Genomic DNA, 22,528 nt, shown 5'->3' on the forward strand with positions numbered 1-22,528 from the left:
TATTATGTATCCTGCAACCCCTCAAACATTTGAATCACGGATTCTCATGGATTACGAGATGACACAGATTATAACTCCGTGCCATCCTTAAATCGGTGACGTGCATTTGTATGGGGCCCCAATCTGTAATGACACAGATTATAACTCCGTGCCATCCTTAAATCTGTTTAAACGGATTCTCATGGATTACGAGATGACACAGATTATAACTCCGTGCCATCCTTAAATCGGTGACGTGCATTTGTATGGGGCCCCAATCTGTAATGACACAGATTATAACTCCGTGCCATCCTTAAATCTGTTTAATCTGTGATTAAGACGATGAGTAGCCTAAAATACGCTGACATCACCCAAAAAATTATTGGAGCTTCATTTGAAGTCCATAAATTTCTAGGCAACGGCTTTCAAGAAGTAATCTATCAACGCGCCCTAGCCTACGAAATGCGTCAAGCAAGACTAGAATTTGCCCGCGAAATAGAACAGCATATTTACTATAAAAACCTACCCGAACCCATCGGTACACGCAGAGCCGACTTTGTAGTTTAAAACAAAATACTCGTTGAATTAAAAGCCGTCATTCAACTCGAAGATGTCCACCTAGCCCAAGCCCTCAACTATCTAAAAGCCTATAGATTAGAAGTTGGATTACTGATAAACTTTGGTAGCAAAAGCCTAACATTCAAAAGGCTTGTCATGTAAAACACGGATTAAACTGATTAAAGAATCACACCGAAAAAACTTACACAGAAAATAATCTCACTAATAACCTATCTACTCTACTTCAGTAGCTACTTCCTTTTAATCATCCGTGTAATCTAGTAATCCGTATCAATCCGTGATTCAGACAATGGGGAAAATGTGATGAACCAAGTCGGACAACCAGAACGCTAAACTCAAAACAACTGATACCATTTCTTTGTGAGGCTGTGCTAAACCTTTGAAAATAATTGCCTACTCTTACACCGATCCGCTATTAGAATCTTCTCCCGATCGAGCCGATTGGGGATGGGAGGTGGATCGGGTTTATGAAGATTTGGGCAAGCCAAACTCTTCTGAACGATCGCAATTACAACAATTATTCAAAGATTGCCAAACTGAACCAGCAGATTATCTCCTGATTCGTCGGTTGGAAGAATTGGGAGATACTGTAGAGGAAATTAGCGATCGCCTCAATCAACTCGAAGTCATGGGAATCGCAGTAATCGCCACTGAACAGCCCTACACTTCCGAAAATTACCCTCTGGGCGCTGACTTGCTGAATTTGCTACACGCAATCCAACGTCAGCAACGCAGCCGCCGCATCCGCCAAGGACACGCCCGTAATCGTCTTGAGGTTGCACCGCCACCCGGCAAAGTTCCCTACGGCTATCGCAGAGGTAAGGGAAAATATACCATTGATCGCAGTACTTCACCAGTGGTAAAAGATTTTTTTGAACACTTTTTACTTTATGGTTCCCTGCGGGGTTCAGTGCGTTACTTGGCGAAAAAATACGGCAAGAAAATCTCTGTCACTACAGGAAGACGCTGGCTGACTAATCCAGTTTATCGCGGCAATACAGCTTACCAAAATGGTGAAATTATCTCCAATACCCATATTCCGATAATTTCTAAGGAAGAAGCAGCCCAAGTTGACCGACTTTTGCGCCGTAACAGCCGTTTACCATCCCGAACTGCTAGCGCACCGCGTTCTCTGGCTGGGTTGGTTGTCTGTGCTGAGTGTCAGTCGCATCTGACAGTTACCCGTGTTACTCAACGCAACCAAGATAAGGAGTATCTTTATTTACGTTCTACTAGCTGTCCCCAAAGCCCCAAATGTAAGGCTATTCCCTATCAAGAGGTGTTGGAATATACCATTGAAACCGTTTGCCGTGATTTACCTCTGGCGGTAGCAGGAATGAATTTTCCTCAGTTGGATGCATTCAAGAATAGCTTAGGGCAAGCGATCGCTCGTCAGCAAGAAATACTTGCTCAGTTACCCGCTTTAATTGAAACTGGAATTTTAGATGACGAAACAGCAAAGTTAAGGGCTTACAAACTTCGCACAGAAATTTCTGCACTCGAAGCAAAGTTGGCAATTCTCCCTCCAGTTAACTTGCGTTCTGTTGCTCAAGCTGTTTCCATACCACAATTTTGGTTAGATTTATCGGAAACAGAACGAAGATTTTACTTTCGAGAATTTATTAGACAAATTGAGATTGTTTGTCAGAATAAAGAATTAAAACTCCAAGTTATTTTTATTTTTTGATTTAATTGAAACACTATTTTTGAGACGGTTGATCTTTAGTATACGCAACAGGTTTTGGCCCTGCATTCCGCACATTGATAACTTTATTCAGGATATCAAACCAAAAAGGCGCACCCATAGCAATAGCAAAACCACTCACTATCCAACCGCAAATTAATTTAAAAACCTGTGAAATCCTGATGTAAATTAGATTCGATTTATTCGTATCTAATAACTCAAACTGTTGATTAATATTTTGCCATCCAATTGGTATAGAAGAATTTCCTAATAGTTTTTCAATATTTTTTCTGGCTGCTTCATCATTGATATAATCGATTCGTTGACTTGCACTTTGAGTAATAGTAGAGCGGATAACCGAATCCTCCGATAGTCTTCTAACCAAGTGGAATGTATCAGTATTAGTTAAAAAGGCAACTAATATTCCAATTAAAATAGCAACTCCTTTGGCATTTCGCTTATAAACACCGCTCGCTCGATCCATCGAGCGATCGAACCATGTTTCTACTTCATTTTTAAATTGATTTACTTCTTCGTTGAGATCGCCAATCTTTATCCTACTACGTTGAGCAATTACACTAAGGCTCTTAATTAAATTATTAGGAACTTCATCAGGTAACTCATTATTAACAAAATCTATAAATTTCTGGTCAATCTCTCCATAAATTTCTTGAATTTTTGTGTAACTTGCACTATTGGGATTATTAATACCTTTTTTAAGTTCTTTATAAGAACTTAATATCATCTGCAAGTTGGTTTTTGTTTCTTCACTAGGATGTTTAACGTAATTAATTAGCTGGGGAATTTTTAAGGTATCTAATAAAGTTACTGCAAATGTTTCAGAAGGTAGATAGGAAGGGCCGCTTTGTTTTTCTAGCACTATTTTATCAGGTTTTTTAGTAATTTCCTGGAAATGCTTTTCTAATTTACCCTTAGCTTGTTGATTCAAAGTATTAATTAAAGGATCGTTATAAAGTTTCTGTACTAGATGGATTGCATTAATAATATCTGATTTTTCACTTTCACTACCACCTGATAAAAGTAATTCAATTGAAGTTCTTAAATGTTTAACTCTCCATTGTAATAATGTGGCAATTAGTTCTTGAATTTCCGAAGCTAGCAAGCTCAAAATCAAGTAAATAAAAACCAAACCAAGAGTAATATCTACAACTACAGGTAAATTCATTGACAGTCTCCAATATTTCTTAGCTATTTATTGTTATCAAAAACTCTTAAAGTATTGTAGATCGTATATATTAAAATTCAATAATTGCTTAATTAAAATTAAAAAATTAAATTAGTATATTTAAATAATTTTATTAAATAATATTTTATTAACAATTTTTGAAAAATAAATAATTATGTTTTTCGTAAAACTACTATTCAAAAATTTTATAAATATTTTTTTTCGAACATTAAGTATACTATTTAATAACTGTAGCAATTAGTTCCAAATTTTAGGAAATTAACCAGGAAAAAATAAGTAAATAAAATTTCAACTAAGCATTACCTTCAAAATACCATACAAGTTTATTTACGGACTATATAGTATGTAAAAAATTATTGATTACTTGTATTATTTTTCTCAGTTGTTAATCTAAATGTTATTTAAACAACCAATATAATTTTTTCAAAAAATAGCGCTAATTAGAAAAAATTGAGTTAATCTTGGAAACTAGCAATTGTTAAAAACATACGTTGTTACTGGGTGGCAACATTGGAGATTCGCTAGATGTCTCTATGTAATCAAACCAGCAAGTAAAATGATTACCAGAGAATATGCAAGAAGGAAGCTTTATTTGGAGTCATCTGGAAAGACAGCATCGCACGGTTGGAAAATGGATTGATTGGGTATGGCTAATAGTATTGCTGTTGGCAGCAGTATTACTGTTTAGCATCAATCTGGGAGGATTGCCACTGCGAGATTGGGATGAAGGTACTGTGGCACAGGTTGCTCGTGAAATTTGGCACGCCCCAGCAGGTTCAATGCGTTGGCTTTACCCAACGTTAGGAGGCGAACCATATCACAACAAGCCGCCTTTGATGCATTTGCTGATAGCTTGGGCTTATTCTCTAGGAGGCGAAAATGAGTTGACAACGCGCTTACCTGGAGCAATTTTAACAGCAACATCTGTACCTTTACTGTATTGCATTGCTCGAGAGATATTTCGCCAACGTTGGGCTGCTATTTATAGCGCCTTGATTTATCTAACAATGCTACCTGTGGTGCGTCATGGGCGGCTGGCAATGTTGGATGGGGCGATTGTAAGTTTTTTGATGGTGATGATGTTGTGCGTGTTGCGATCGCGCCGAGATTTACGTTATTGTCTTGGTGTTGGCATTAGCTTTGGGTTTATTTGTTTAACTCAAGGACTGCTAGGCGTATTACTCGGTGCGATCGCAATTGTATTTCTATTTTGGGATACGCCACGATTGCTCACTTGTTACTATCTCTGGATCGCAATTTTAATTGGCATTCTACCTGTGGCTGGTTGGTATGGTGCCCAACTAATTCACTATGGTTATACTTTCGCCCAAATTGGTATTGCCAACCCATCACTAGGCCGAGGCTCAGTTGTAGAAGGTAATTCTGAACCACCTTGGTACTATGTAATTGAACTTCTCAAATACACATGGCCGTGGTTATTATTCTTACCACAAACTGTCCGCTTAACCTGGGAAAATCGCAACCTTAGCTGGGCAAAACTAGTAATGGCATGGAGTGGGGTTTATCTACTGGTAATTTCCTTCATGATTACCAAAGTTCCCTGGTATCTATTCCCGATTTACCCTAGTTTAGCTTTAGCTTTTGGTATCCAGTTATCAGATACGGAAAATTCGCCTTTACTCTCATCTTATCCCCGTGCTTGGGTTGCTGGTTTGGCAATACTTGCTGTGGCTGCTTCTACTGGTAGTATTTATTTCAGTTCGGGTACAACACCAAAAACAGACTTACAACTGATTTTTGCCGCTGTAGCTTTAACTATGACTTTAGCAGCCATATTGGCAGAACGAGGTGACGGACAATTTTTAAAGATTTTGTTTTGGGGAAGTTATATTTCGCTGCTGCTGTTAATGAAATCTAACTACTGGGTTTGGGAATTATCTGAAGCTTATCCAGTTAAACCAGTCGCCGCTATGATTGTCCGGGCAAATCCAGCCACGAGGAAGATTTACACATCTTTTCCTTACCATCGTCCCTCGTTGGATTATTATAGCGATCGCACCATCATTCCCGCTTCTGTTGGTGAACTAGAATATTATTGGCACTACAACGGCCAACCCTACTTCCTGCTGAATCTATCTGATTTCAACAATCTTCAACTAGAGTCGATGAAGCTAATTGACCAAGCTGAAGGTTGGAAATTAGTCACAAAAGATATCAATAGATTGTAAGTATGGGGCATGGGGCAAACAGGGCGTTAGGAGTGCTGTTAGCGAAGCTCGGCGTTGAGCCAGTGCTGAGTTAGGAGTTAGGAGTTAACAGTAGAGACGCGATTAATCGCGTCTGTACAAGAGTTAGGAGTTTTGTTTATCTCCTTGTCCCCTCACTCCCTCACTCCCGGTTGGTGAGCGCAGTCGAACCACATCTCCCTGCTCCCCCGGTTACTGAGCGTTGGTCATTGAGCGTAGCCGAAATGAGTCGAAGTATGCTCCCCTGCTCCCCTGCTTGTCTCTTTATCAGGAAAAAATCAGATCGTTGCCCAAAAGGTAACGATCATCTTATAGCGATCGCGTTCTTCCAAAAAGTGTAAAAAACCTGCGACTTACTTTGAAGAAATGATAAACTGCGTAATTTTGCGGTTTTGCTGGCGAGATTGATTTCTCTATGCTTGAAATATTTATTACGAAATATTTCATTCATTAAATTTAGCAATTGGGTGTTTATAGTGCCGCAAAATCTTTCATCGTTACCAGAACCAATCAGAAGGATTGAGATAGAAGCAAATCAACCATTTTCAGAAGCGTGGGCGAAGAAGTATTTGCGAAATTTAGCTGAACAGGACAATCGCATCGAAGTTCTCAAGGTCAGTGAAATTGCAAATGAGGTTGCAAAAACGTTAACGCAGGCACTGCGAACCACAAGTCTTCAAGCGTGGGGAAGAACAGAAGCGCTTTTGTCTCAAGAGGTGATTCGGCATCAAATTGACCCTGAATTAATCGATCCGTGGGAAGTTGCAAAGGATACCCACCAGATTTATCAAACTGCCCTCTCAGCCTATGCTGAACAGATTTCCCCAGCAAAGTTTTCTACATGGATTGCTAGGGATTTGGGGAAAATTCGACACAAATACACAGTAGACGATCCTAGAGTAATTGGGTTCATTAGTATGCAGTTTCACTACAGCGGACAAATACTACTGAACTTAACACCACCAGTGCAGCAAGCATCGCTGAGGGATTACTTCAAAGTGATTGACGATCATCTCTATATGCCGCTCCAGCGTGCTTACCAGGCAGCAGCAGAATATGCTTACGACGCGCCACCATTACAAGCTGTCCAGCAACTTTTGCCCTTGTGCAGCGAGATTGCGACCAAGATTGCAGAACGGGTGATGCAGATGTATCCCAACTATCAATGCCATACAGGTCGCTTAAGCGATACTAACATTAACATTTCCAGTGTCCGTGATATAGAGATGTTCCAGGTATATCTATGGGTCTGTATTTTAGAGAACAACATTAGTGCTATACAACAAGAGCTATTTCCCCTGTGTGTCATGTTATATCCTCGATTAAAGGTGCGCTGGGAATTGGTGCGGCAATTAATTTACTTGCTCGGTACTGAAATCCGCTCTCGTTTGCAACCAGAACAGGCTGCTTATTTTTTCGCTTACTATGAGTCGTTGCAGGCAATGTTTTCACCCCAAGTTTTGCCGGACAGTAAATCTTAGATCCTGTAGTGTCCCGATTTTCAAATCGAGATGATAATTAGATAAGCATAAATAAACAATAGTTTGTAGTTAGCACTTTAGTGCTGAAACTACTTACCTAATCAGCGATCGCTCTTTAAGCAGACATCATATAAAACCGCGTCTTATTTGGGGCAAGAAGACACGGTTTGCTCGAAGTATTTAGTTATAATATTACAAAAATCAAAGTAGAATTTGATTTATACCAAAGTAATCGATTTACTGGGATTTGTTTCCTGGTTCATTAACTTTCTCTGTTGTGGGAAGAATTTGGCGGTCGTAACTTGTCTTTTCTTGGGTCAGAGCGATCGCACCAAAGAAAATCGCACTACCTACAGCCAAGGCTACCATCGGACGCTTGAGTAGGATAAAATCTCTGAGAATCCTCGCTAAAGGTCGGCTTTGACGACGTAGCGATGAAGACATCATCAATTGTCTCCAAGTAAACGGATCGCGGACATAATGACCACTTTGGCAAACTACTAGCCTTTCCTGGCAATAGGGACAGCAAAACAAACCCATGCGTGTTTTAACTGGTTTTGGCGTGGCATTTCTTTGGCAAATTGGGCAAGTAACATAATGATTATCAAAAGTGTGTATATTCATTTACCTCATCCGCCTAGTCCATTTACTCGCTCTATAACAATAGCTATATTGAATTGGGGTCAATGTCCGATCTGACATCAGGCATCAATCATACATACATTCTATTACTACCAAGGATGCCTCAATAGTCGCAACACGAGTATAGCTAGATTTAAACAAGGATGACTCATGGTTAATGTTTACGGATATGTCCACCCAATCGAAAAAACTTTGTTGTCTCTAGAAAAAATAGTGTTGGTGCTCGTTCGCACTCTATTAGCCGCAGCTACGCCCAACTTAGGCATTGCTGACCCCTAAATAATAATTCTCTCTCATTTAACCGTTCTCCCCACACAAATTTTGCACAATGACATTTTTCGCTAAAGCTTTGTAAGTTAAGCAAATAAAGTCTACTTGTCCGGTTGCTAAATAATGGCTCACAATGATAAATAACAGATAAAAATTTAAATTTTTTCTTACATTTACCCCGCCTCTCAATGACTCTCTTGCCTCCCACTCAACTGAGGAAGGTAACGGAACAACCTGCCTTTCCTACACCTTCCGCTCGTTTAGCTCACTTAATTAATCGTTTTCAACCATCCCCAGAAACAGTTGTGCTGTTTTTAGCCATGCTCATTGGCGGTGGTACTGGTATGGGTGTAGTCACCTTTCACTATTTAATCCAGTTGGTTCACCAGTTGATGCTGGAAAATTTAATGGGTCAAATTGGGGCCTGGGGTGCATGGACTTTAGCCTGCGTTCCCACCCTTGGCGGATTAATTGTTGGCTTGATGCGCTGGCGCACTCAAGACTTTGGGCCTGGACTTTCATCTCTCATCGCCGCTTCTCAGGGAACAGAGATTAAGCGACCACTAAGACCAGTTACCAAAATGCTGGCTGCATCTGTTACTTTGGGGAGCGGTGCTTCTTTGGGGCCAGAAGGGCCGAGTGTCGAAATTGGCGCAAATTTTGGGATGTTGTTATCTGTGATCCTAAATGTATCTCAGGAACGACAACGTTTGCTGTTGGGTGCTGGCGCGGCGGCGGGGCTGGCGGCGGGATTTAATGCTCCCATCGCTGGCGTATTTTTTGCTCTAGAGGTGGTGATGGGAGCGACATCTTTTGCTACTTCTGCTGTCAGTGTGGTACTCTTAGCTGCGGTGGTAGCAGCATTAATTGCCCAAATTGGTTTGGGGGCCCAACCTGCTTTTGATTTACCTGTTTACCAGGTTCGCAGTCCTTTGGAATTACCTCTTTACCTTGGCTTAGGTTTAGGGGCCAGCCTAGTTTCTCTGGCTTATACTCAATTAATTCGTTTGGCAAAAGCTTGCTTTGCTGGGAAGGTTCCAGGTTTTGCCTTTTTGGGACGAATTCCTGAGCCGATTCATCCAATTATTGGCGGTGCGATTATTGGCGCTGTTGCTTTACACTTTCCGCAAATTCTAGGCGTTGGTTATGAAACTGTAGAAGCAATGCTTCAAGATGTGGAGTTTCCACTCTATTTATTGGTGGCGTTGTTGGTGGTGAAATTATTGATGACTGCAATTAGTGCAGGTAGTGGTTTCATTGGTGGTTTGTTCGCACCAGCAATGTTTTTAGGTGCTTCTTTTGGATCGGCTTACGCCAAAATGTTGGCTGTAGCATTCCCGACAATTTGCGATCAAATGGCGGCTCCCCCAGCTTATGCAATGGTGGGAATGGCAGCAGTATTAGCTGCTAGTGTGAGAGCGCCGTTAACGGCTATTTTAATGCTGTTTGAATTAACCCGCGACTATCGAATTGTTTTACCGTTGATGGCAGCTGTGGGTTTAAGTGTTTGGCTAGTAGAAAGGATTAAACCAACTTTTAACTCTAACTCTAATCTACAACAAATTGGTCTTTCGGAATTGAAAGATGAACAATCGGAAATTGTGCAGCAAATTTTGGTAGAAGATGCCATGTACCCTTGTCCCAAAAAGTTACCTGCAACTTTGGGAGTATTAGATGCTGCTGTGGAAATGACCCGCGATCGCGTTCGTAGTGCTTTAGTATTCGATCAAGCAGAGCAATTAGTTGGTATACTTTCTTTGGAAGATATTAACCGTGCCCTTGCTATTTGGCAAACATATCCAAATCCCCTAACCGAAATTCCCGATAATTTATCTAGTCAAACCCTCATAGACATTTGTACTACTGAAATTCTCTATGCATGGCAAGATGAACTTTTATCTGAGGCTTTAGACCGGATGAGTCTTCGAGGTCTACATCAATTACCAGTGGTAGCACGAGACAAACCCGATCGCATTTTGGGTTTATTAGAAAAAGAGCAAATTGCATTAACCTGTAATTTAGCAGTTACGCGCAAGGCACTTCGCCACTATTTACCAGTCTTACCTACTACAGATATAGTCATTAGTCATTAGTCATTGGTCATTGGTCATTAGTCATTAGTCATTATTTTTCACAAAGGACGCTTGACTAATGACTGTTTATAGTCATTGTTTTTCACAAAAGACAAATACTTCTCTACGAGAGGCTGCGCCAACGGCTTCGCTCAGTACAAGTGACAAATGACAAAGGAGAATTGACTAATGACCATTTATTAAGCCGTGGCTTCTATGGCTTCATCATCTTCACGATCTTCTGGATCTACCTGTCTCAGACGAATGTGCTTTTTGCCTAAAGTGATCAGAAACTCATCTCCTGGTTGAAGATTCATCTGTTTTGTATAAGCTGAACCTATCAGTAAGTTACCATTCGATTGCACACTAATTCTATAGCTAGCACTACGTCCACCACGCCCATTAGCACTGGGTGTACTGTCTAACTGAATGCCTTCAGCATCAATTAGGGCATTTAAGAACTTCATCATATTGACGCGCTCTATACCATTTTTGGTAACGGTATAGTAGCCGCACTTCTTAGCTTTGTCTTCTTTGCTCTCGTTCTCTAGCTCTTTGACTTTTTTGAGCAGTTCTTCGCCGAGTAAGGGTTCAATTTTTTTCTGTTTAGGCATCAACTTAGGTCGAAAATGAATGTTTGAAGTGTTTGAATCGATTTTATTTTAGCTGAGGTTGAGCTAACAGGAACATAATCCTTTAGTTTTTATCTCAACCTAGCCAAGTATATTACACTCAGATGCACAATTGTTATGCCATTACCAATATTGGCAAGACAATCTATTTTAGAAAATGCTGGCAATGCTGATAACTTAACTATATATATAGTTTGTGAATTACTGCTAGACCATATAAGTTTTAAGTTTTCTAAACTAACCTCAAGAGGTTTTCTATTTCTGAAGGATGAGAACTGAGTCACAAAATGATAAGCAAAACTGATCCTTAGTGATTGGTCAATGGTAATTAGTCATTGGTTATTTAGAAACGACAAACTAAAGAAGTCTCAGAGTCGGAAGCCGACCATCAGAATTTCTTTTCAGGGAGATGCAGTGCCAACAAAGACAAAGGACAAACAACAAAACTTGCCAAAATGAAATTAACTACCAGAGGACACTATAGTGTAAAGGCGTTGCTAGATTTAAGTTTACAGCCAAGATATGGGCCTGCATCTGTGAGAGCGATCGCAAAACGCCAAGATATCCCCGCTCCTTACCTCGAAAAACTACTAATAGAAATGCGTCGTGCGTCAATAGTTAAATCAATTCGTGGTAGCATCGGCGGATATCAATTGGCAAGAGAGCCTGCACAAATATCTATAGGAGAAATTTTAGAAGCTGTTGGCGAGACTAGCCATTTACCTCATCACACCCCAGCACCGACACAAGCTGAAGATTGGGTAACGTTTAGCCTCTGGCACAGACTCAACCAAAAGCTCAAAGAAGCTTTATACAGTATTACCCTGGCAGACCTTTATTACGATGCTCGCAGTCGGCAAGCTTCCCTTGGAGAAGAAGCTAGTTTTGTGGTTTAGTCAAGAGCAAAGCAAAGACGCTCCGCCTCCGGTCAATAGTCAACCAATTTTAGATTTTGGATTTGCGATAGTGTCGGCGGCAAGCGAGTCCGCGTACCCTTACAGGGAAGCAAGCTAGCAAGAGCGTCTCGTAGAGAGCGTCTTTTGGATTAACCTCGCCGACAACTTGTACTGAGCGTAGTCGAAGTAGGGGACAAGGCTTGAAGATTTTGGATTTTGGATTTTGAATTTATTCCGCTTGACTTCTCTACGAGACGCTACGCGAACGGGCGGGGCATGAACCGAAACAATCTAAAATCTAAAATCTAAAATCACTAGGTCTAAATATTGACCCTTGACTTTGAACCTAAGACTTGTGACTTATGACTAATAATATCTATATCTTAATAATTGCAGCATTTTTAGATTACTTAATTGGCGATCCTTGGGATTGGCCTCATCCAGTGCAAATTATGGGGTGGGTAATTTCTCGCCTGACCAAGTTTTTTCTCCACTTCTGTCAAAATTCTCTAACACAACGCCTAGCTGGAATTGTACTAGGCATTATCTTGATAATTGGTAGCGGTCTTGTTGGCTTTTTGATGATTCAAATTGCCAGATGGGTTCATCCACTTTTAGGAATTGCCATAGATAGCATTCTTTTGGCTAGTTGTTTTGCTGGCAAAAGTTTGCGAGTAGCAGCGGAGGCTGTTTTACAACCTTTAACAGTCGGAGATTTAGAGAAGGCTCGAAAGATTTTAAGTAATTACGTTGGTCGAGATACCCAAAACCTCTCACAAGCAGAAATTTACCGAGCTGTTTTAGAAACGGTTGCAGAAAATGCCACCGATGGGGTAACGGCTCCGCTTTTTTATGCAATTGTTGGTGTCTTTATACCAGTTGTGGGGCCAACTCCTTTAGCTTTAGCATATAAAGCCAGCAGTACCCTTGATTCAATGGTGGGCTATCGGGAAGCACCCTATACTTATTTAGGGTGGTTTTGTGCGCGGTTAGAAGATTATTTGACTTGGCTACCTTGTCGGTTAACAGTCGTGACTGTGGCGCTGCTATCAGGTAAACCGATGCATATTTGGCAAATTTGTCGTCGGGATGCAATTAAAGATCCTAGTCCCAATTCTGGCTGGAGTGAGTGTGCCTATGCTGCATTTTTAGGTGTGCAGATGGGGGGTACAAATTGGTATCGGGGGATAGCTAAGTACAAACCACTGCTAGGAGATGCTCTTTATGCCATTACTGCAACTTCTATTCAGAATGCTTTACAGCTGACTCGATATTGTTTTTTGCTATGGTTAGGGATAGCGATCGCAATATTCGTAATGTTCCCAAATAGGTAATGAGAAATATAAAGTTAGGAGTTAGAGACGCGATTAACCCAAGTCTTTCCAGGAGTTAAGAATAAAAACTCCTAACTCTTAACTTATCACTCCTAACTTATCACTCATTATGTCTGCCAAAGTAGTTGAAATTCTCTCATCAGAAGAAATCCGTCGTACCTTGACTCGTCTTGCTTCTCAAATTGTCGAAAGGACGCGTGATTTGTCTCAACTGGTGCTTCTTGGTATTTATACCAGGGGTGCGTTATTAGCCGAATTATTGGCGCGTCAGATTGAGACGCTAGAAGGTGTAGCAGTGTCAGTGGGTGCTTTGGACATTACATTTTATCGAGATGACCTCGACAAAATTGGATTGCGGACTCCAACGAAAAGCGAAATTCCTTTCGATCTTACGGGGAAAACGGTTGTACTGGTGGATGATGTGATTTTCAAAGGACGGACGATTCGCGCGGCTTTGAACGCAGTCAACGATTACGGTAGGCCAGAGGTGATTCGTTTAGCTGTGTTAGTAGACAGAGGCCATCGAGAATTGCCAATTCACCCAGATTTTATTGGCAAGAGGTTGCCTACAGCTAAAGAAGAAATTGTCAAAGTTTACTTACAAAATAGTGATGGACGAGATGCAGTAGAGTTGATTGCAGATTAGGCTATAGAGGGCAGGGGGCAGGGAGATGTGGTTCGACTGCGCTCACCAACCGGGAGTGAGGGAGTGAGGGAGTGAGGGGACAAGGGGACAAGGAGATAAACAAAACTCCTAACTGCTAACTCTTAACTCTTAACTCTTAACTCTTAACTCCTAACTCCTAACTCAGCACTGGCTCAACGCCCCGCTATCCATGTACAGCACTCTCGATCTGATCTACTTGAAAACTGCTGTCAGTAATCAAGCAAAAAGGATACTACGGGTAAAGGCAACTGTGAGAAGTCTGTAAACCTTGTTAAAAAATAAAGATTGTTTGGCTGCCTTGCCAGCAAACTACAACTCCTAATGAGAAAATAAGGCATTACAACCAAGCGATCGCGATAAAATTGTTGACAAACCTGTTAATCAGACCCAATTTTTTTGAATTTTAAGCAAACAAAAGCATTATGGGACATGACCTAGAACATTAGTGCCTTAAAATACTCCTGAAAGCCAGTCCTTGTTTTATAAGTTTTATGTAGAATTTGGTGGTGAGGTTATTTACTTGATTCTCACTTGCAGCAATCCAGGTTTCATTTATGAGTCAGTCTTTTTCTCAAAACCAAGCAAGACGAAATCGTCAACAGAGACTCTGGCAACAAAAATGGAGTTTAAAGACTAAAGCAATAATTTGGGCACTAAGTATCAGTGTCCTTCCTGTAGTTGCAATTGGAACAGCTACTTACAACTATGGGATTAATTTAATTAACATACAAACTCCGCAAATCAGACAAGAGAATACAGAAAGTTCAACAGAAACTGAACTTGCTCTACAAAGACAATTGTCACTCTTGTTAACTGGTATGGGGGTGACAGCAATTGTAGCAGGTGCGATCGCTGTTTTTGTGACGAATCGAGTTATGAGTCGAGTCAGCAAGGCAGCTACAATTTCTAATAATATTAAAAAGAGGCTACGTCCAGACAGCGAGTTTACTCAAGTCTTCATCGCTAGCCAAGATGAATTAGTGATGTTAGAGAGAAACATTACCTTATTCACAGACCTGCTTTCGGTTTTGGTACAAGACAAAGAAGCCGAAGCCGATTATTCCCAAATATTAATCAAAATTACCCGTTGGGTTCGAGAATCATTCAATCAAGAAGATGTTCTCAAAACTACCTCAGAAGAAATTCGTAAAGCTTTAAGCATCGATCGCGTTACCATCTTTTGCTTCGACTCCAACTATAATGGAACTGGAACCTTTATCGCCGAATCAGTAGCACCTGGTTTACCAAAAATATTAGGGTTTACAGTCTTTGAGCCGGGATTTGAGGCAGGGTATATAGACAAATATCAGAATGGTAGCATCCATGCTATTGATAATATCCATCAAGCCGATCTCAGTGATGCTGATATTGAGTTCCTGGAGCAATTTGCTGTCAAATCTAATTTAGTCGCACCTATTCTCAAAGGCAAACAGCTATTCGGTTTGTTGATTGCACATCAATGTTCTAGAATTCGCTCTTGGCAACAATCTGAGATTGATTTGTTCTCTCAGATAGCCATGCAAGTAGGATTTGCCCTTGACTACGGCAACCTTCTACAAAAAGTAGATACTAAGGCAGATAAAGCTCAAGTATTTATCGAAATTACCCGCAGCATTCGCCAATCGCTCAACGAAGAGGATGTCCTCAAAACGACGGTGGAAGAGGTTCGCAAAGCTTTAAGTACCGATCGAGTACTGGTTTATACTTTTTACCCTAATTGGTCTGGAATTATCATTGCTGAATCAGTGGTTCCAGGTTATCCCAAAGTTTTGCGGTCTGAAATTCAAGACATCTGTTTCGGTCAGGGTTATGTAGAAAAGTATCAGTCTGGTCGCGTTGTAGCCACAAACAACATTTATGAAGCTGGTTTGGCTGATTGTCACATTAGCCTGCTCGAATCCTTTGCTGTGAAAGCAAATTTGGTCGCCCCAATTCTCAAAGATGAACAATTATTTGGCTTATTAATTGCCCATCATTGCTCCAGACCCCGTGATTGGCAACAATCTGAGATTGATTTATTTGCTCAGATAGCGATGCAAGTCGGGTTTGCTCTCGACCATGCAAGACTCCTGCAACGAATCGAGGCTGAGGGTGTGCAAAGTCAGTTGTTAGCAGATACTATCGGCATTATTCGCCAATCTCTCAACGAAGAGGATGTCCTCAAAACCACTGTGGAAGAGGTTCGCAAAGCTCTGAGTGCTGACCGAGTGATGGTTTATAGCTTTGATGGTAATTGGTCTGGAACAGTGATTGCTGAATCAGTTGTTCTCACCTACCCAAAAGTTTTACGAGCTGAAATCCAAGACCCATGTTTCGGTCAAGGCTATGTAGAAGAGTATCAGTCTGGTCGCGTTCTGGCAATCAACAACATTTATGAAGCAGGTTTAGCTGATTGTCACATTCACCTGCTCGAATCCTTTGCTGTGAAAGCAAATTTAGTAGCCCCCATTATTAAAGATGAACAGCTATTTGGCTTGTTAATTGCACATCAATGCTCCAAACCCCGCGATTGGCAACAAACTGAAATTGATTTATTTGGTCAGATAGCGATGCAAGTCGGATTTGCTCTCGACCATGCAAGACTCCTGCAAAGAATCGAAGCAGAAAGAATGCGAAGTCAGTTACTAGTGGATATTATCCGCAGCATTCGCCAATCCCTCAAGGAAGAGGATATCATCAAAACTACTGTGGAAGAGGTTCGCAAAGCACTTAGTACTGACCGAGTTTTGATTTATAGCTTTTACGCTAATTGGTTCGGAATTATTATTGCTGAATCAGTGCTTCCGGGTTATCCCAAAGTTTTGCGGTCTAAAATTCACGACCCTTGTTTTACTGAAAGTTATGTAGAAAAGTACCAATCTGGTCGCGTTGTCGCAATCAACAACATTTATGAGTCTAGTTTGGCTGATTGTCACATTAAACTGCTCGAATCTTTTGGTGTGAAAGCAAATTTAGTAGCACCAATTATCAAAGATGAGCAGCTATTTGGCTTGTTAATTGCACATCAGTGTTCTGAACCCCGCGATTGGCAACAATCTGAGATTGATTTATTTGCCCAGATAGCGATGCAAGTCGGATTTACTCTCGATCATGCTAGGCTCCTACAAGCGTATCAAACTGCTGAAGCTAACTCTGAGGAATAGTAAAGGCGCGCAGCTAGCTGTGCGCCTGAATTGATATATGTATTTTTACGTTACGCTTAGTGTAACTTTTGACGAAGCTGCTAGAGCGATCGCTAATGGTAAAATTCGATGTTCCTGAATTTGAATCCTGGCGTGGAGTGTTTCTGCTGTATCATCCGGCAGTACTGGTACTGCGGCTTGCATTAATATTGGGCCGCTATCCATTTCTAAGCAAGCTATATGCACTGTACAACCAGTAATTTTTACCCCAGATGCCAAGGCTTGTTCTACAGCATGGATTCCTTTGAAACTAGGTAACAAACTAGGATGGATATTGATAATCTTCTCAGGAAAAGCATCAATGAAAACTGACGTTAATAGTCGCATCCACCCTGCCAAAATCACCCATTCTACATCGTAGTGCCGCAATGTCTGCACAATTTTTTCGTCAAACTCTTCTCGGTTTTGATAGTTGCGGTGATTTAATAAAACAGTTTCTACACCTCTATTCGCTGCTCTGACGGCTGCTCTCGCCGAGGGGTTATTGTAAATTAAAACTTGAATTTGGGCATTTAGCCGCCCATCTTCGATAGCTTGGGCAACTACATCAAAATTGCTGCCATTTCCAGAAGCCATAATTCCCAGTTTTAAAGGAGCGACTTGTTGATACACATCGCTAATACTGGGAGACACCAAGCTAAGGGTAGAATCAGGGCACAGGGTCATAAACAGCTAAGAGGGAAAATTATAGATGCCAAAAATATATACTAAGTCGTGATTGGATAACGATACAGTAGCATCCGAGATTTTTATTACATAAATAGAAATGGGTAAATTTTCATCCCTAGCAAATTTTGGGGCTGCGGAATGAGGACACGATGCCGATTGAGGCACTTAAAAAGACGCCAACTAGAGATAATTATGAACCAAGAGCTTACCCAAGCGATCGCCTCAGAAGTTCAGCTATTCCACAATATTGCTTTATTGACTATCGATGAGCTTCCATATATGCTCGCAATAAGGTATTTATCTGCGTTTGATAACCCCGTCCTTGCGACTTAAACCACTCTAATACATCGCTGTCAATGCGTAACGTCACCTGTGCTTTATTTTTGCCCCAGGTAAACCCCGTCGGACTGTTGCCTTGGCAAACAGTTCTGGTGTAATTTCCGGGCAATCTGATAAATCAATGTCTTCATCGCTCATAACATCAAGCCGTTGCCAATCAGTCTGAGAGTTGGTCGAAATAGATTCGTTGCTCATATTTGGTTGCCTTTCTTGCAGAAATAATGCGGGTTAAATCATCACGATCTGTATGTTACAGCCACTTAGCCAAACGGATCGATCTGCTAGGCTTTGAGATTAGGCTAGTATATTAGTAGGAATTATTTTTGCTACTTATTGGTAGGAAGATGAATGTAGAAAAACTCTCTATTTCCTTGCCACCGTCTTTAGTGGAGTTTGTCGAAAATTACAAGCTCAATAAAGGCTGTAAATCTCGTTCTCAAGTAATTGAAGAAGCATTAGAATTGCTGCGAAACCGAGAATTAGAGGCAGCTTACCGAGAAGCATCTGCTGAAGTTGATAACGATTGGGATGTGACAGTGGCAGATGGTTTAACAGATGAAACGTGGTGATATTTATTACGCAAATCTTAGTCCGGTGATGGGTTCAGAAATGGGTAAACGTCGTCCAGTGCTAATTGTCAGTAATAATATAAGTAATAGTGCTGCTACCACTGTGACAATTTTACCGCTTACTTCTAATGTGAGCCGTGTTTATCCCTTTGAAGTTCTGCTTAATCCAGAGGTTAGTGGTTTAACAAAGTCTTCTAAAGTACAGGCGCAGCAAGTGCGAACAATTTCTAAGCAACGAATTACTGGTGAAGTATTAAGTAGTTTAAACGAAGAGATGATGGTACTAATTGATGCAGCGTTAAAATTGCATTTGGGATTGGTTTGAGTTTGCAGAAAAATAGCGATGTTTAAGTAAAGACTCCAAGTAGAGATAATTACAGCGGTTTTCATATGAATAGACCACAATGAGCGAACCAGCCCCAAGCATCATCAGATGAGATTTGCTTAGTAACAATCTCGGTTAAAATTTGGTTAAGAGCTTGGTGGGTTCGAGCTTTTGCGGTACGCAAACACTGCTTCAGTTTTGACCAGCATAATTCGATGGGGGACAAATCAGGTGAATAAGGAGGCAAAAATACAACTTTTGCACCCACAGATTCAATTACTTCTTGAATCACCTGTGCATGATGCACTGACAAATTATCCATCACTACAACGGCTCCCGCCCACAATTGAGGTGCTAAAATCTCCTGAACATAGGTCAGAAATACATCGGTGTTGACACTACCTGAAATGCTCATCGTAGCAATCAGTCCATCCAAACTCAGTGCCCCGATTAAGGATATGTTTTGTCCTCGATCCCGAGGACAAGAATCATACAACCGTCGACCACTAGAAGCACGTCCATAAAGTCGCGTCATCCCCAAGTTAAGACCAGACTCATCTACATACACCAAATTGTGTGGATCAACGCCCAGTACCCAATCTCGATATTCAAAACGCATCCGTTCGACTCGTGGGCTATCTTGCTCACTAGCATATAGCGTTTTTTTTAGTGGTCAATCCTAAGCGATGAACTGCGCGGTGCATGGTTGGTACGCTGACTGTTAATCCACTTCGTTCCACGAAGCGCTCGCATAATTCTGCCAATAAAGCATCTGGCTGTTCATTTACTAACTGCTGCACTATTGGTAAACTCTCAACTGTTATTTTGGCGATCGCTCCACCTCGATGAGGCTTGGGAGCTACTTGCCCAGTGGTTCTATGGCGACGTATCAACCGTTGAACAAACGACAAGCTTACTTTGAAACGGTCGGCGAGTTGTCGTTGCGAACCTTCATTCGCTTTATAAGCCTCTATCACACGTTGGCGTAGATCAGTTGAATAGGCAGCAGGCATAAGTTACATGAGTATTTTTACTGCCTCTCTAGTTTATTATCTTTGTAGTCTACTCAACTGAAAACCGCTGTATGAACCAAGAGCTTACCCAAGCGTAGGCGTAGCCCGTCGTAGACATCGCTAATGTTTGGGAGAAATTAAGCTCAGGGTAGAATCAAGCCAAAGAGTCATAACAACTAGAAAGGTTAATTATAGATGCCAAAAATATATACTAAGTCGTGGTTGGATAATGATACAGTAGCCGCGTGGATTTTTCTCACACCAGCATTAATTTTGCTGGGTGTTTTTATCATTTGGCCGATTGCCTATTTGTTCTATCTCAGTTTCACTGCTGGTAGTTTCACCTTAAAAGGTATTTATTGGATAGGCTTAAAAAACTATTGGCGCTTGCTACTCAACCCCGACTTCTTGCAAGTTCTAGGTAACACCTTCTATTTTACCGTTGCCACCATCATTCCTAGTTTAGTTATCTCCTTAGCATTGGCAATACTATTAAACCGCTCCATTCCCTTGCGGGGCATCCTGCGAAGTACTTATTTTTTACCCTCAATTATTTCAATTGTGGCAGCGGGTTTGGGGTTTCGCTGGCTGTTTCAGACATCAGGGCCAGTTAACGGACTTTTAGATTTTTTTGGCATTTCAGAAATACCTTGGCTAGGAGACACATTTTGGGCAATGCCGGTAATTATTTTAATGAGTATTTGGAAACAACTGGGTTTCAATATGGTAGTTTTTTTAGCAGGGTTGCAAGCAATTCCTCCCAGTCGTTATGAAGCAGCAGACTTAGATGGAGCAAATGCTTGGCAACAATTTTGGTATATTACTCTGCCCGGATTGCGCCCGACTATAATATTTGCAGTCATTACTACCGCAATTTTTACATTGCGGAGTTTTGAGCAAGTTTTTGTGATGACTGGCGGTGGACCACTAAATTCAACTAATCTGCTGGTTTACTACATTTACCAAGAGGCTTTTGGTCAATTTGATTTTGGTTATGCAGCAGCAGGAGCGACTGTATTATTAGCAGTGACGCTGGTACTAGTTTATTTGCAACTGCAAACTTGGGGAGAGGAGTAGGGGAGGCAGGGGAGCAGGGGAGGCAGGGGAGCAGGGGAGGCAGGGGGGAATGAAAGGAAGTTGCTAAGTTATTGCGCAAATATGCAATGCCGAGTTTCTACTTCTTATATAGACTGCGATATTCCCAAGGATTTATAAATTTAGTATCGCTCCAAACGCCGAGCCGTTGCTCCTTAGCCTTAGCTTCGGCTTGTTGAACTAAATCTTTACTAGGACACTTGTTTAAATAGGGACGATAGACTTTTGCTAAACCTTCTTGCAACAATACCTGTTGCACAAAAGTACCATTTTTTAAACGGACTTCGGCAATTTTGCGTCCATAACGATCGCTATCGGTGATATTCAAAGTTACGCGCGAGCCTCCTTGTTGCACCAGTTGTTGCACCCGTTCTTGAGCTTTTACACCCCAAGTAAATTGATTGCGATCGCTAGTACGTTTACTCTGCTTTTCTTTGTTAGTATGAGCTATTTCTGGCGCGTCTACACAAGCAAAGCGGACTGTCAGATTTTTACCATCAGCATCTTTTACTACTAAAGTATCGCCATCACTGACTCGCTCAACTGGTTCTCCAGAATTCCCGATAAAGCGATCGCAGCCCATCAAATTTAAAATTATGATAGTTGCACAAAGCCAAAATCGCACTGGTTTAATTAATTTCTCCATCCAAAATTACCAAATTATCTCTGTGGGATGATACTAACAAAATGAAAAGATATATTTGTTAACTGTTGAGATACTCCCACAGGCAATTCAAAATGATAAAACCCTCTGGCGGCAAAGGAATAGAAAATGCGGATTAGTATAAGAATTGTAACCTTCCAATTGTCGGCGGGAATTTCTGATGAACTTCTTGACTAACCTTCTGCATCTAGCTGGTTCAGGTGTCTTTGCCTATTACTCTGCTGCTCAAATTCGTGATTCTAAAACCCGTCCCAACATCCTTGCGGGGTTTCAGTTGGCGGAATCTGGCTCTGTGCCATTTTTATCCGCACTTAGCGATCGCGCAGCTGCTGAAGGCGATACATGGCTAGCCGAAAAACTAGCAAAACATGCATCAGATGAAACTAGGCATGGTCAAATTTTTGCCCACGCCTTACAACAGCTGAATAAACAAGTTATAGATTTTAAGCGTCAACCCCAAACTACATCTACAAAAAAATCACAACAGCGTAGTCCTTTTTTCGCAGCATTCTTTGAAGGCTACACCCAAGAACAGCTAAAACCGGCTGTCATTGACTGGGATGTGTTTATGGCTAGCACATATATTCTGGAGTTAGATGCTAGTAAAGACTTTGCGCGAATGGCGAAAGTATTACCTGACAACGAGTCAACCGCTCGTAAATTGAAGTTAGGAATGCTTTGTATTGCTCAAGATGAAACTGGACATGCTGCTTATCTCTACGAAGCGATGATGCGCCGGATGTCTGCAACTGAAGTGCAAAACCTCGTAGATATGTGGCGAACCCGCAAGGTGAATGCTTTGTTGGCAATGGTTGGCGGTATCCTCCAGCGTAACGGCGAAACGCGATCGCTAGTTCAAGATAGTGCGCCGTCGGAAATTGATTCTGAGTTGGTAGCTACGTAACTATAGATATCTTGAGTAGACCTGCCTTGAAAATAGGGAATAGGGAATAGGGAATAGGAAGAAATATTTTCATTGTTGCTTGTGAGTTCCACTCATGGAGTCTTTTGCAAAAGTTCCT

General features: G+C 41.2%; 22 protein-coding genes and 1 pseudogene. 14 read left to right on the plus strand and 9 right to left on the minus strand.

Annotated elements, in window-relative coordinates; all coding sequences use genetic code 11:
- Nucleotides 1-321: 321 nt before the first annotated feature.
- Nucleotides 322-699 (plus strand): annotated as a pseudogene (locus ACR5KR_RS10110) (GxxExxY protein).
- 238 nt (nucleotides 700-937) lie between these two features.
- Nucleotides 938-2,245 carry a recombinase family protein gene (locus ACR5KR_RS10115; protein ID WP_448266417.1) on the plus strand — a complete coding sequence of 436 codons (1,308 nt, stop codon included), beginning with the start codon at nucleotides 938-940 and terminating at the stop codon, nucleotides 2,243-2,245.
- A 13-nt stretch (nucleotides 2,246-2,258) separates the two neighbouring features.
- Here ACR5KR_RS10115 and ACR5KR_RS10120 read toward each other — a convergent pair whose 3' ends face one another.
- Nucleotides 2,259-3,428, minus strand: coding sequence for a hypothetical protein (locus ACR5KR_RS10120; RefSeq protein ID WP_448266418.1), 1,170 nt, complete (start codon nucleotides 3,426-3,428; stop codon nucleotides 2,259-2,261).
- A 593-nt stretch (nucleotides 3,429-4,021) separates the two neighbouring features.
- Here ACR5KR_RS10120 and ACR5KR_RS10125 point away from each other — a divergent pair.
- The gene (locus tag ACR5KR_RS10125) at nucleotides 4,022-5,638 is read left to right on the plus strand and encodes an ArnT family glycosyltransferase (RefSeq protein WP_448266420.1); all 1,617 of its coding nucleotides are present in this window, start codon (nucleotides 4,022-4,024) and stop codon (nucleotides 5,636-5,638) included.
- Between the two features lie 494 nt (nucleotides 5,639-6,132).
- On the plus strand, nucleotides 6,133-7,137 hold the full coding sequence (locus ACR5KR_RS10130) for a hypothetical protein (protein ID WP_448266421.1): 1,005 nt from the start codon (nucleotides 6,133-6,135) through the stop codon (nucleotides 7,135-7,137).
- Between the two features lie 237 nt (nucleotides 7,138-7,374).
- On the opposite strand, the gene ACR5KR_RS10135 is transcribed toward ACR5KR_RS10130, so the two are convergent.
- Nucleotides 7,375-7,761, minus strand: coding sequence for a hypothetical protein (locus ACR5KR_RS10135; RefSeq protein ID WP_322673143.1), 387 nt, complete (start codon nucleotides 7,759-7,761; stop codon nucleotides 7,375-7,377).
- A gap of 168 nt (nucleotides 7,762-7,929) precedes the next feature.
- Between ACR5KR_RS10135 and ACR5KR_RS10140 the strand changes: the two genes are divergently transcribed.
- Together ACR5KR_RS10140 and ACR5KR_RS10145 are read left to right on the plus strand one after the other, a co-directional pair.
- Complete coding sequence (locus ACR5KR_RS10140; RefSeq protein ID WP_445626695.1) at nucleotides 7,930-8,058, plus strand: hypothetical protein; 129 nt, start codon at nucleotides 7,930-7,932, stop codon at nucleotides 8,056-8,058.
- A gap of 179 nt (nucleotides 8,059-8,237) precedes the next feature.
- Nucleotides 8,238-10,142 carry a chloride channel protein gene (locus ACR5KR_RS10145; protein ID WP_445626694.1) on the plus strand — a complete coding sequence of 635 codons (1,905 nt, stop codon included), beginning with the start codon at nucleotides 8,238-8,240 and terminating at the stop codon, nucleotides 10,140-10,142.
- Between the two features lie 179 nt (nucleotides 10,143-10,321).
- Here the strand turns inward: ACR5KR_RS10145 and ACR5KR_RS10150 are convergent, their stop codons facing one another.
- Nucleotides 10,322-10,735, minus strand: coding sequence for an AbrB family transcriptional regulator (locus ACR5KR_RS10150; RefSeq protein ID WP_322696373.1), 414 nt, complete (start codon nucleotides 10,733-10,735; stop codon nucleotides 10,322-10,324).
- A 473-nt stretch (nucleotides 10,736-11,208) separates the two neighbouring features.
- Between ACR5KR_RS10150 and ACR5KR_RS10155 the strand changes: the two genes are divergently transcribed.
- The 4 genes from ACR5KR_RS10155 to ACR5KR_RS10170 all read left to right on the plus strand — a co-directional run bounded on the left by ACR5KR_RS10155 (nucleotide 11,209) and on the right by ACR5KR_RS10170 (nucleotide 16,793).
- Nucleotides 11,209-11,649 (plus strand): Rrf2 family transcriptional regulator, encoded by a 441-nt coding sequence (locus tag ACR5KR_RS10155; protein WP_445626693.1) that lies wholly within the window; start codon nucleotides 11,209-11,211, stop codon nucleotides 11,647-11,649.
- A 362-nt stretch (nucleotides 11,650-12,011) separates the two neighbouring features.
- Nucleotides 12,012-12,983: an adenosylcobinamide-phosphate synthase CbiB gene (gene cbiB, locus ACR5KR_RS10160; protein WP_445626692.1), complete on the plus strand. Its 972-nt coding sequence runs from the start codon at nucleotides 12,012-12,014 to the stop codon at nucleotides 12,981-12,983.
- 109 nt (nucleotides 12,984-13,092) lie between these two features.
- Nucleotides 13,093-13,629 (plus strand): bifunctional pyr operon transcriptional regulator/uracil phosphoribosyltransferase PyrR, encoded by a 537-nt coding sequence (pyrR, locus tag ACR5KR_RS10165; RefSeq protein ID WP_445626691.1) that lies wholly within the window; start codon nucleotides 13,093-13,095, stop codon nucleotides 13,627-13,629.
- Nucleotides 13,630-14,204: 575 nt separating this feature from the next.
- Nucleotides 14,205-16,793 carry a GAF domain-containing protein gene (locus ACR5KR_RS10170; protein ID WP_448266423.1) on the plus strand — a complete coding sequence of 863 codons (2,589 nt, stop codon included), beginning with the start codon at nucleotides 14,205-14,207 and terminating at the stop codon, nucleotides 16,791-16,793.
- 45 nt (nucleotides 16,794-16,838) lie between these two features.
- Here the strand turns inward: ACR5KR_RS10170 and purN are convergent, their stop codons facing one another.
- The 3 genes from purN to ACR5KR_RS10185 form a co-directional block, all read right to left on the minus strand.
- Nucleotides 16,839-17,498: a phosphoribosylglycinamide formyltransferase gene (gene purN, locus ACR5KR_RS10175; RefSeq protein WP_448266425.1), complete on the minus strand. Its 660-nt coding sequence runs from the start codon at nucleotides 17,496-17,498 to the stop codon at nucleotides 16,839-16,841.
- A 262-nt stretch (nucleotides 17,499-17,760) separates the two neighbouring features.
- A complete protein-coding gene (locus ACR5KR_RS10180) occupies nucleotides 17,761-17,871 on the minus strand; it encodes a BrnA antitoxin family protein (RefSeq protein ID WP_448266426.1) in 111 nt (36 codons plus the stop codon).
- The gene (locus ACR5KR_RS10185; RefSeq protein ID WP_448266427.1) at nucleotides 17,868-18,035 is read right to left on the minus strand and encodes a hypothetical protein; all 168 of its coding nucleotides are present in this window, start codon (nucleotides 18,033-18,035) and stop codon (nucleotides 17,868-17,870) included. The genes ACR5KR_RS10180 and ACR5KR_RS10185 overlap by 4 nt, the downstream gene beginning before the upstream one ends.
- A gap of 149 nt (nucleotides 18,036-18,184) precedes the next feature.
- Between ACR5KR_RS10185 and ACR5KR_RS10190 the strand changes: the two genes are divergently transcribed.
- Entirely contained in the window at nucleotides 18,185-18,409 is a 225-nt protein-coding gene (locus ACR5KR_RS10190; protein WP_322686507.1) for a ribbon-helix-helix domain-containing protein, read from the plus strand.
- Complete coding sequence (locus ACR5KR_RS10195; protein WP_448266428.1) at nucleotides 18,396-18,734, plus strand: type II toxin-antitoxin system PemK/MazF family toxin; 339 nt, start codon at nucleotides 18,396-18,398, stop codon at nucleotides 18,732-18,734. The genes ACR5KR_RS10190 and ACR5KR_RS10195 overlap by 14 nt, the downstream gene beginning before the upstream one ends.
- Nucleotides 18,735-18,795: 61 nt before the next feature.
- Here the strand turns inward: ACR5KR_RS10195 and ACR5KR_RS10200 are convergent, their stop codons facing one another.
- Nucleotides 18,796-19,353, minus strand: coding sequence for an IS630 family transposase (locus ACR5KR_RS10200; RefSeq protein WP_448266430.1), 558 nt, complete (start codon nucleotides 19,351-19,353; stop codon nucleotides 18,796-18,798).
- A gap of 28 nt (nucleotides 19,354-19,381) precedes the next feature.
- Entirely contained in the window at nucleotides 19,382-19,747 is a 366-nt protein-coding gene (locus tag ACR5KR_RS10205) for a helix-turn-helix domain-containing protein (RefSeq protein ID WP_448265194.1), read from the minus strand.
- A 195-nt stretch (nucleotides 19,748-19,942) separates the two neighbouring features.
- Between ACR5KR_RS10205 and ACR5KR_RS10210 the strand changes: the two genes are divergently transcribed.
- On the plus strand, nucleotides 19,943-20,824 hold the full coding sequence (locus ACR5KR_RS10210; RefSeq protein ID WP_448266431.1) for a carbohydrate ABC transporter permease: 882 nt from the start codon (nucleotides 19,943-19,945) through the stop codon (nucleotides 20,822-20,824).
- A gap of 97 nt (nucleotides 20,825-20,921) precedes the next feature.
- Here the strand turns inward: ACR5KR_RS10210 and ACR5KR_RS10215 are convergent, their stop codons facing one another.
- Nucleotides 20,922-21,488 (minus strand): thermonuclease family protein, encoded by a 567-nt coding sequence (locus ACR5KR_RS10215; RefSeq protein WP_445626688.1) that lies wholly within the window; start codon nucleotides 21,486-21,488, stop codon nucleotides 20,922-20,924.
- 178 nt (nucleotides 21,489-21,666) lie between these two features.
- Between ACR5KR_RS10215 and ACR5KR_RS10220 the strand changes: the two genes are divergently transcribed.
- A complete protein-coding gene (locus ACR5KR_RS10220) occupies nucleotides 21,667-22,410 on the plus strand; it encodes a ferritin-like domain-containing protein (RefSeq protein ID WP_448266432.1) in 744 nt (247 codons plus the stop codon).
- Nucleotides 22,411-22,528 lie beyond the last annotated feature (118 nt).

It is taken from the genome of Nostoc sp. DSM 114159, assembly GCF_053470285.1.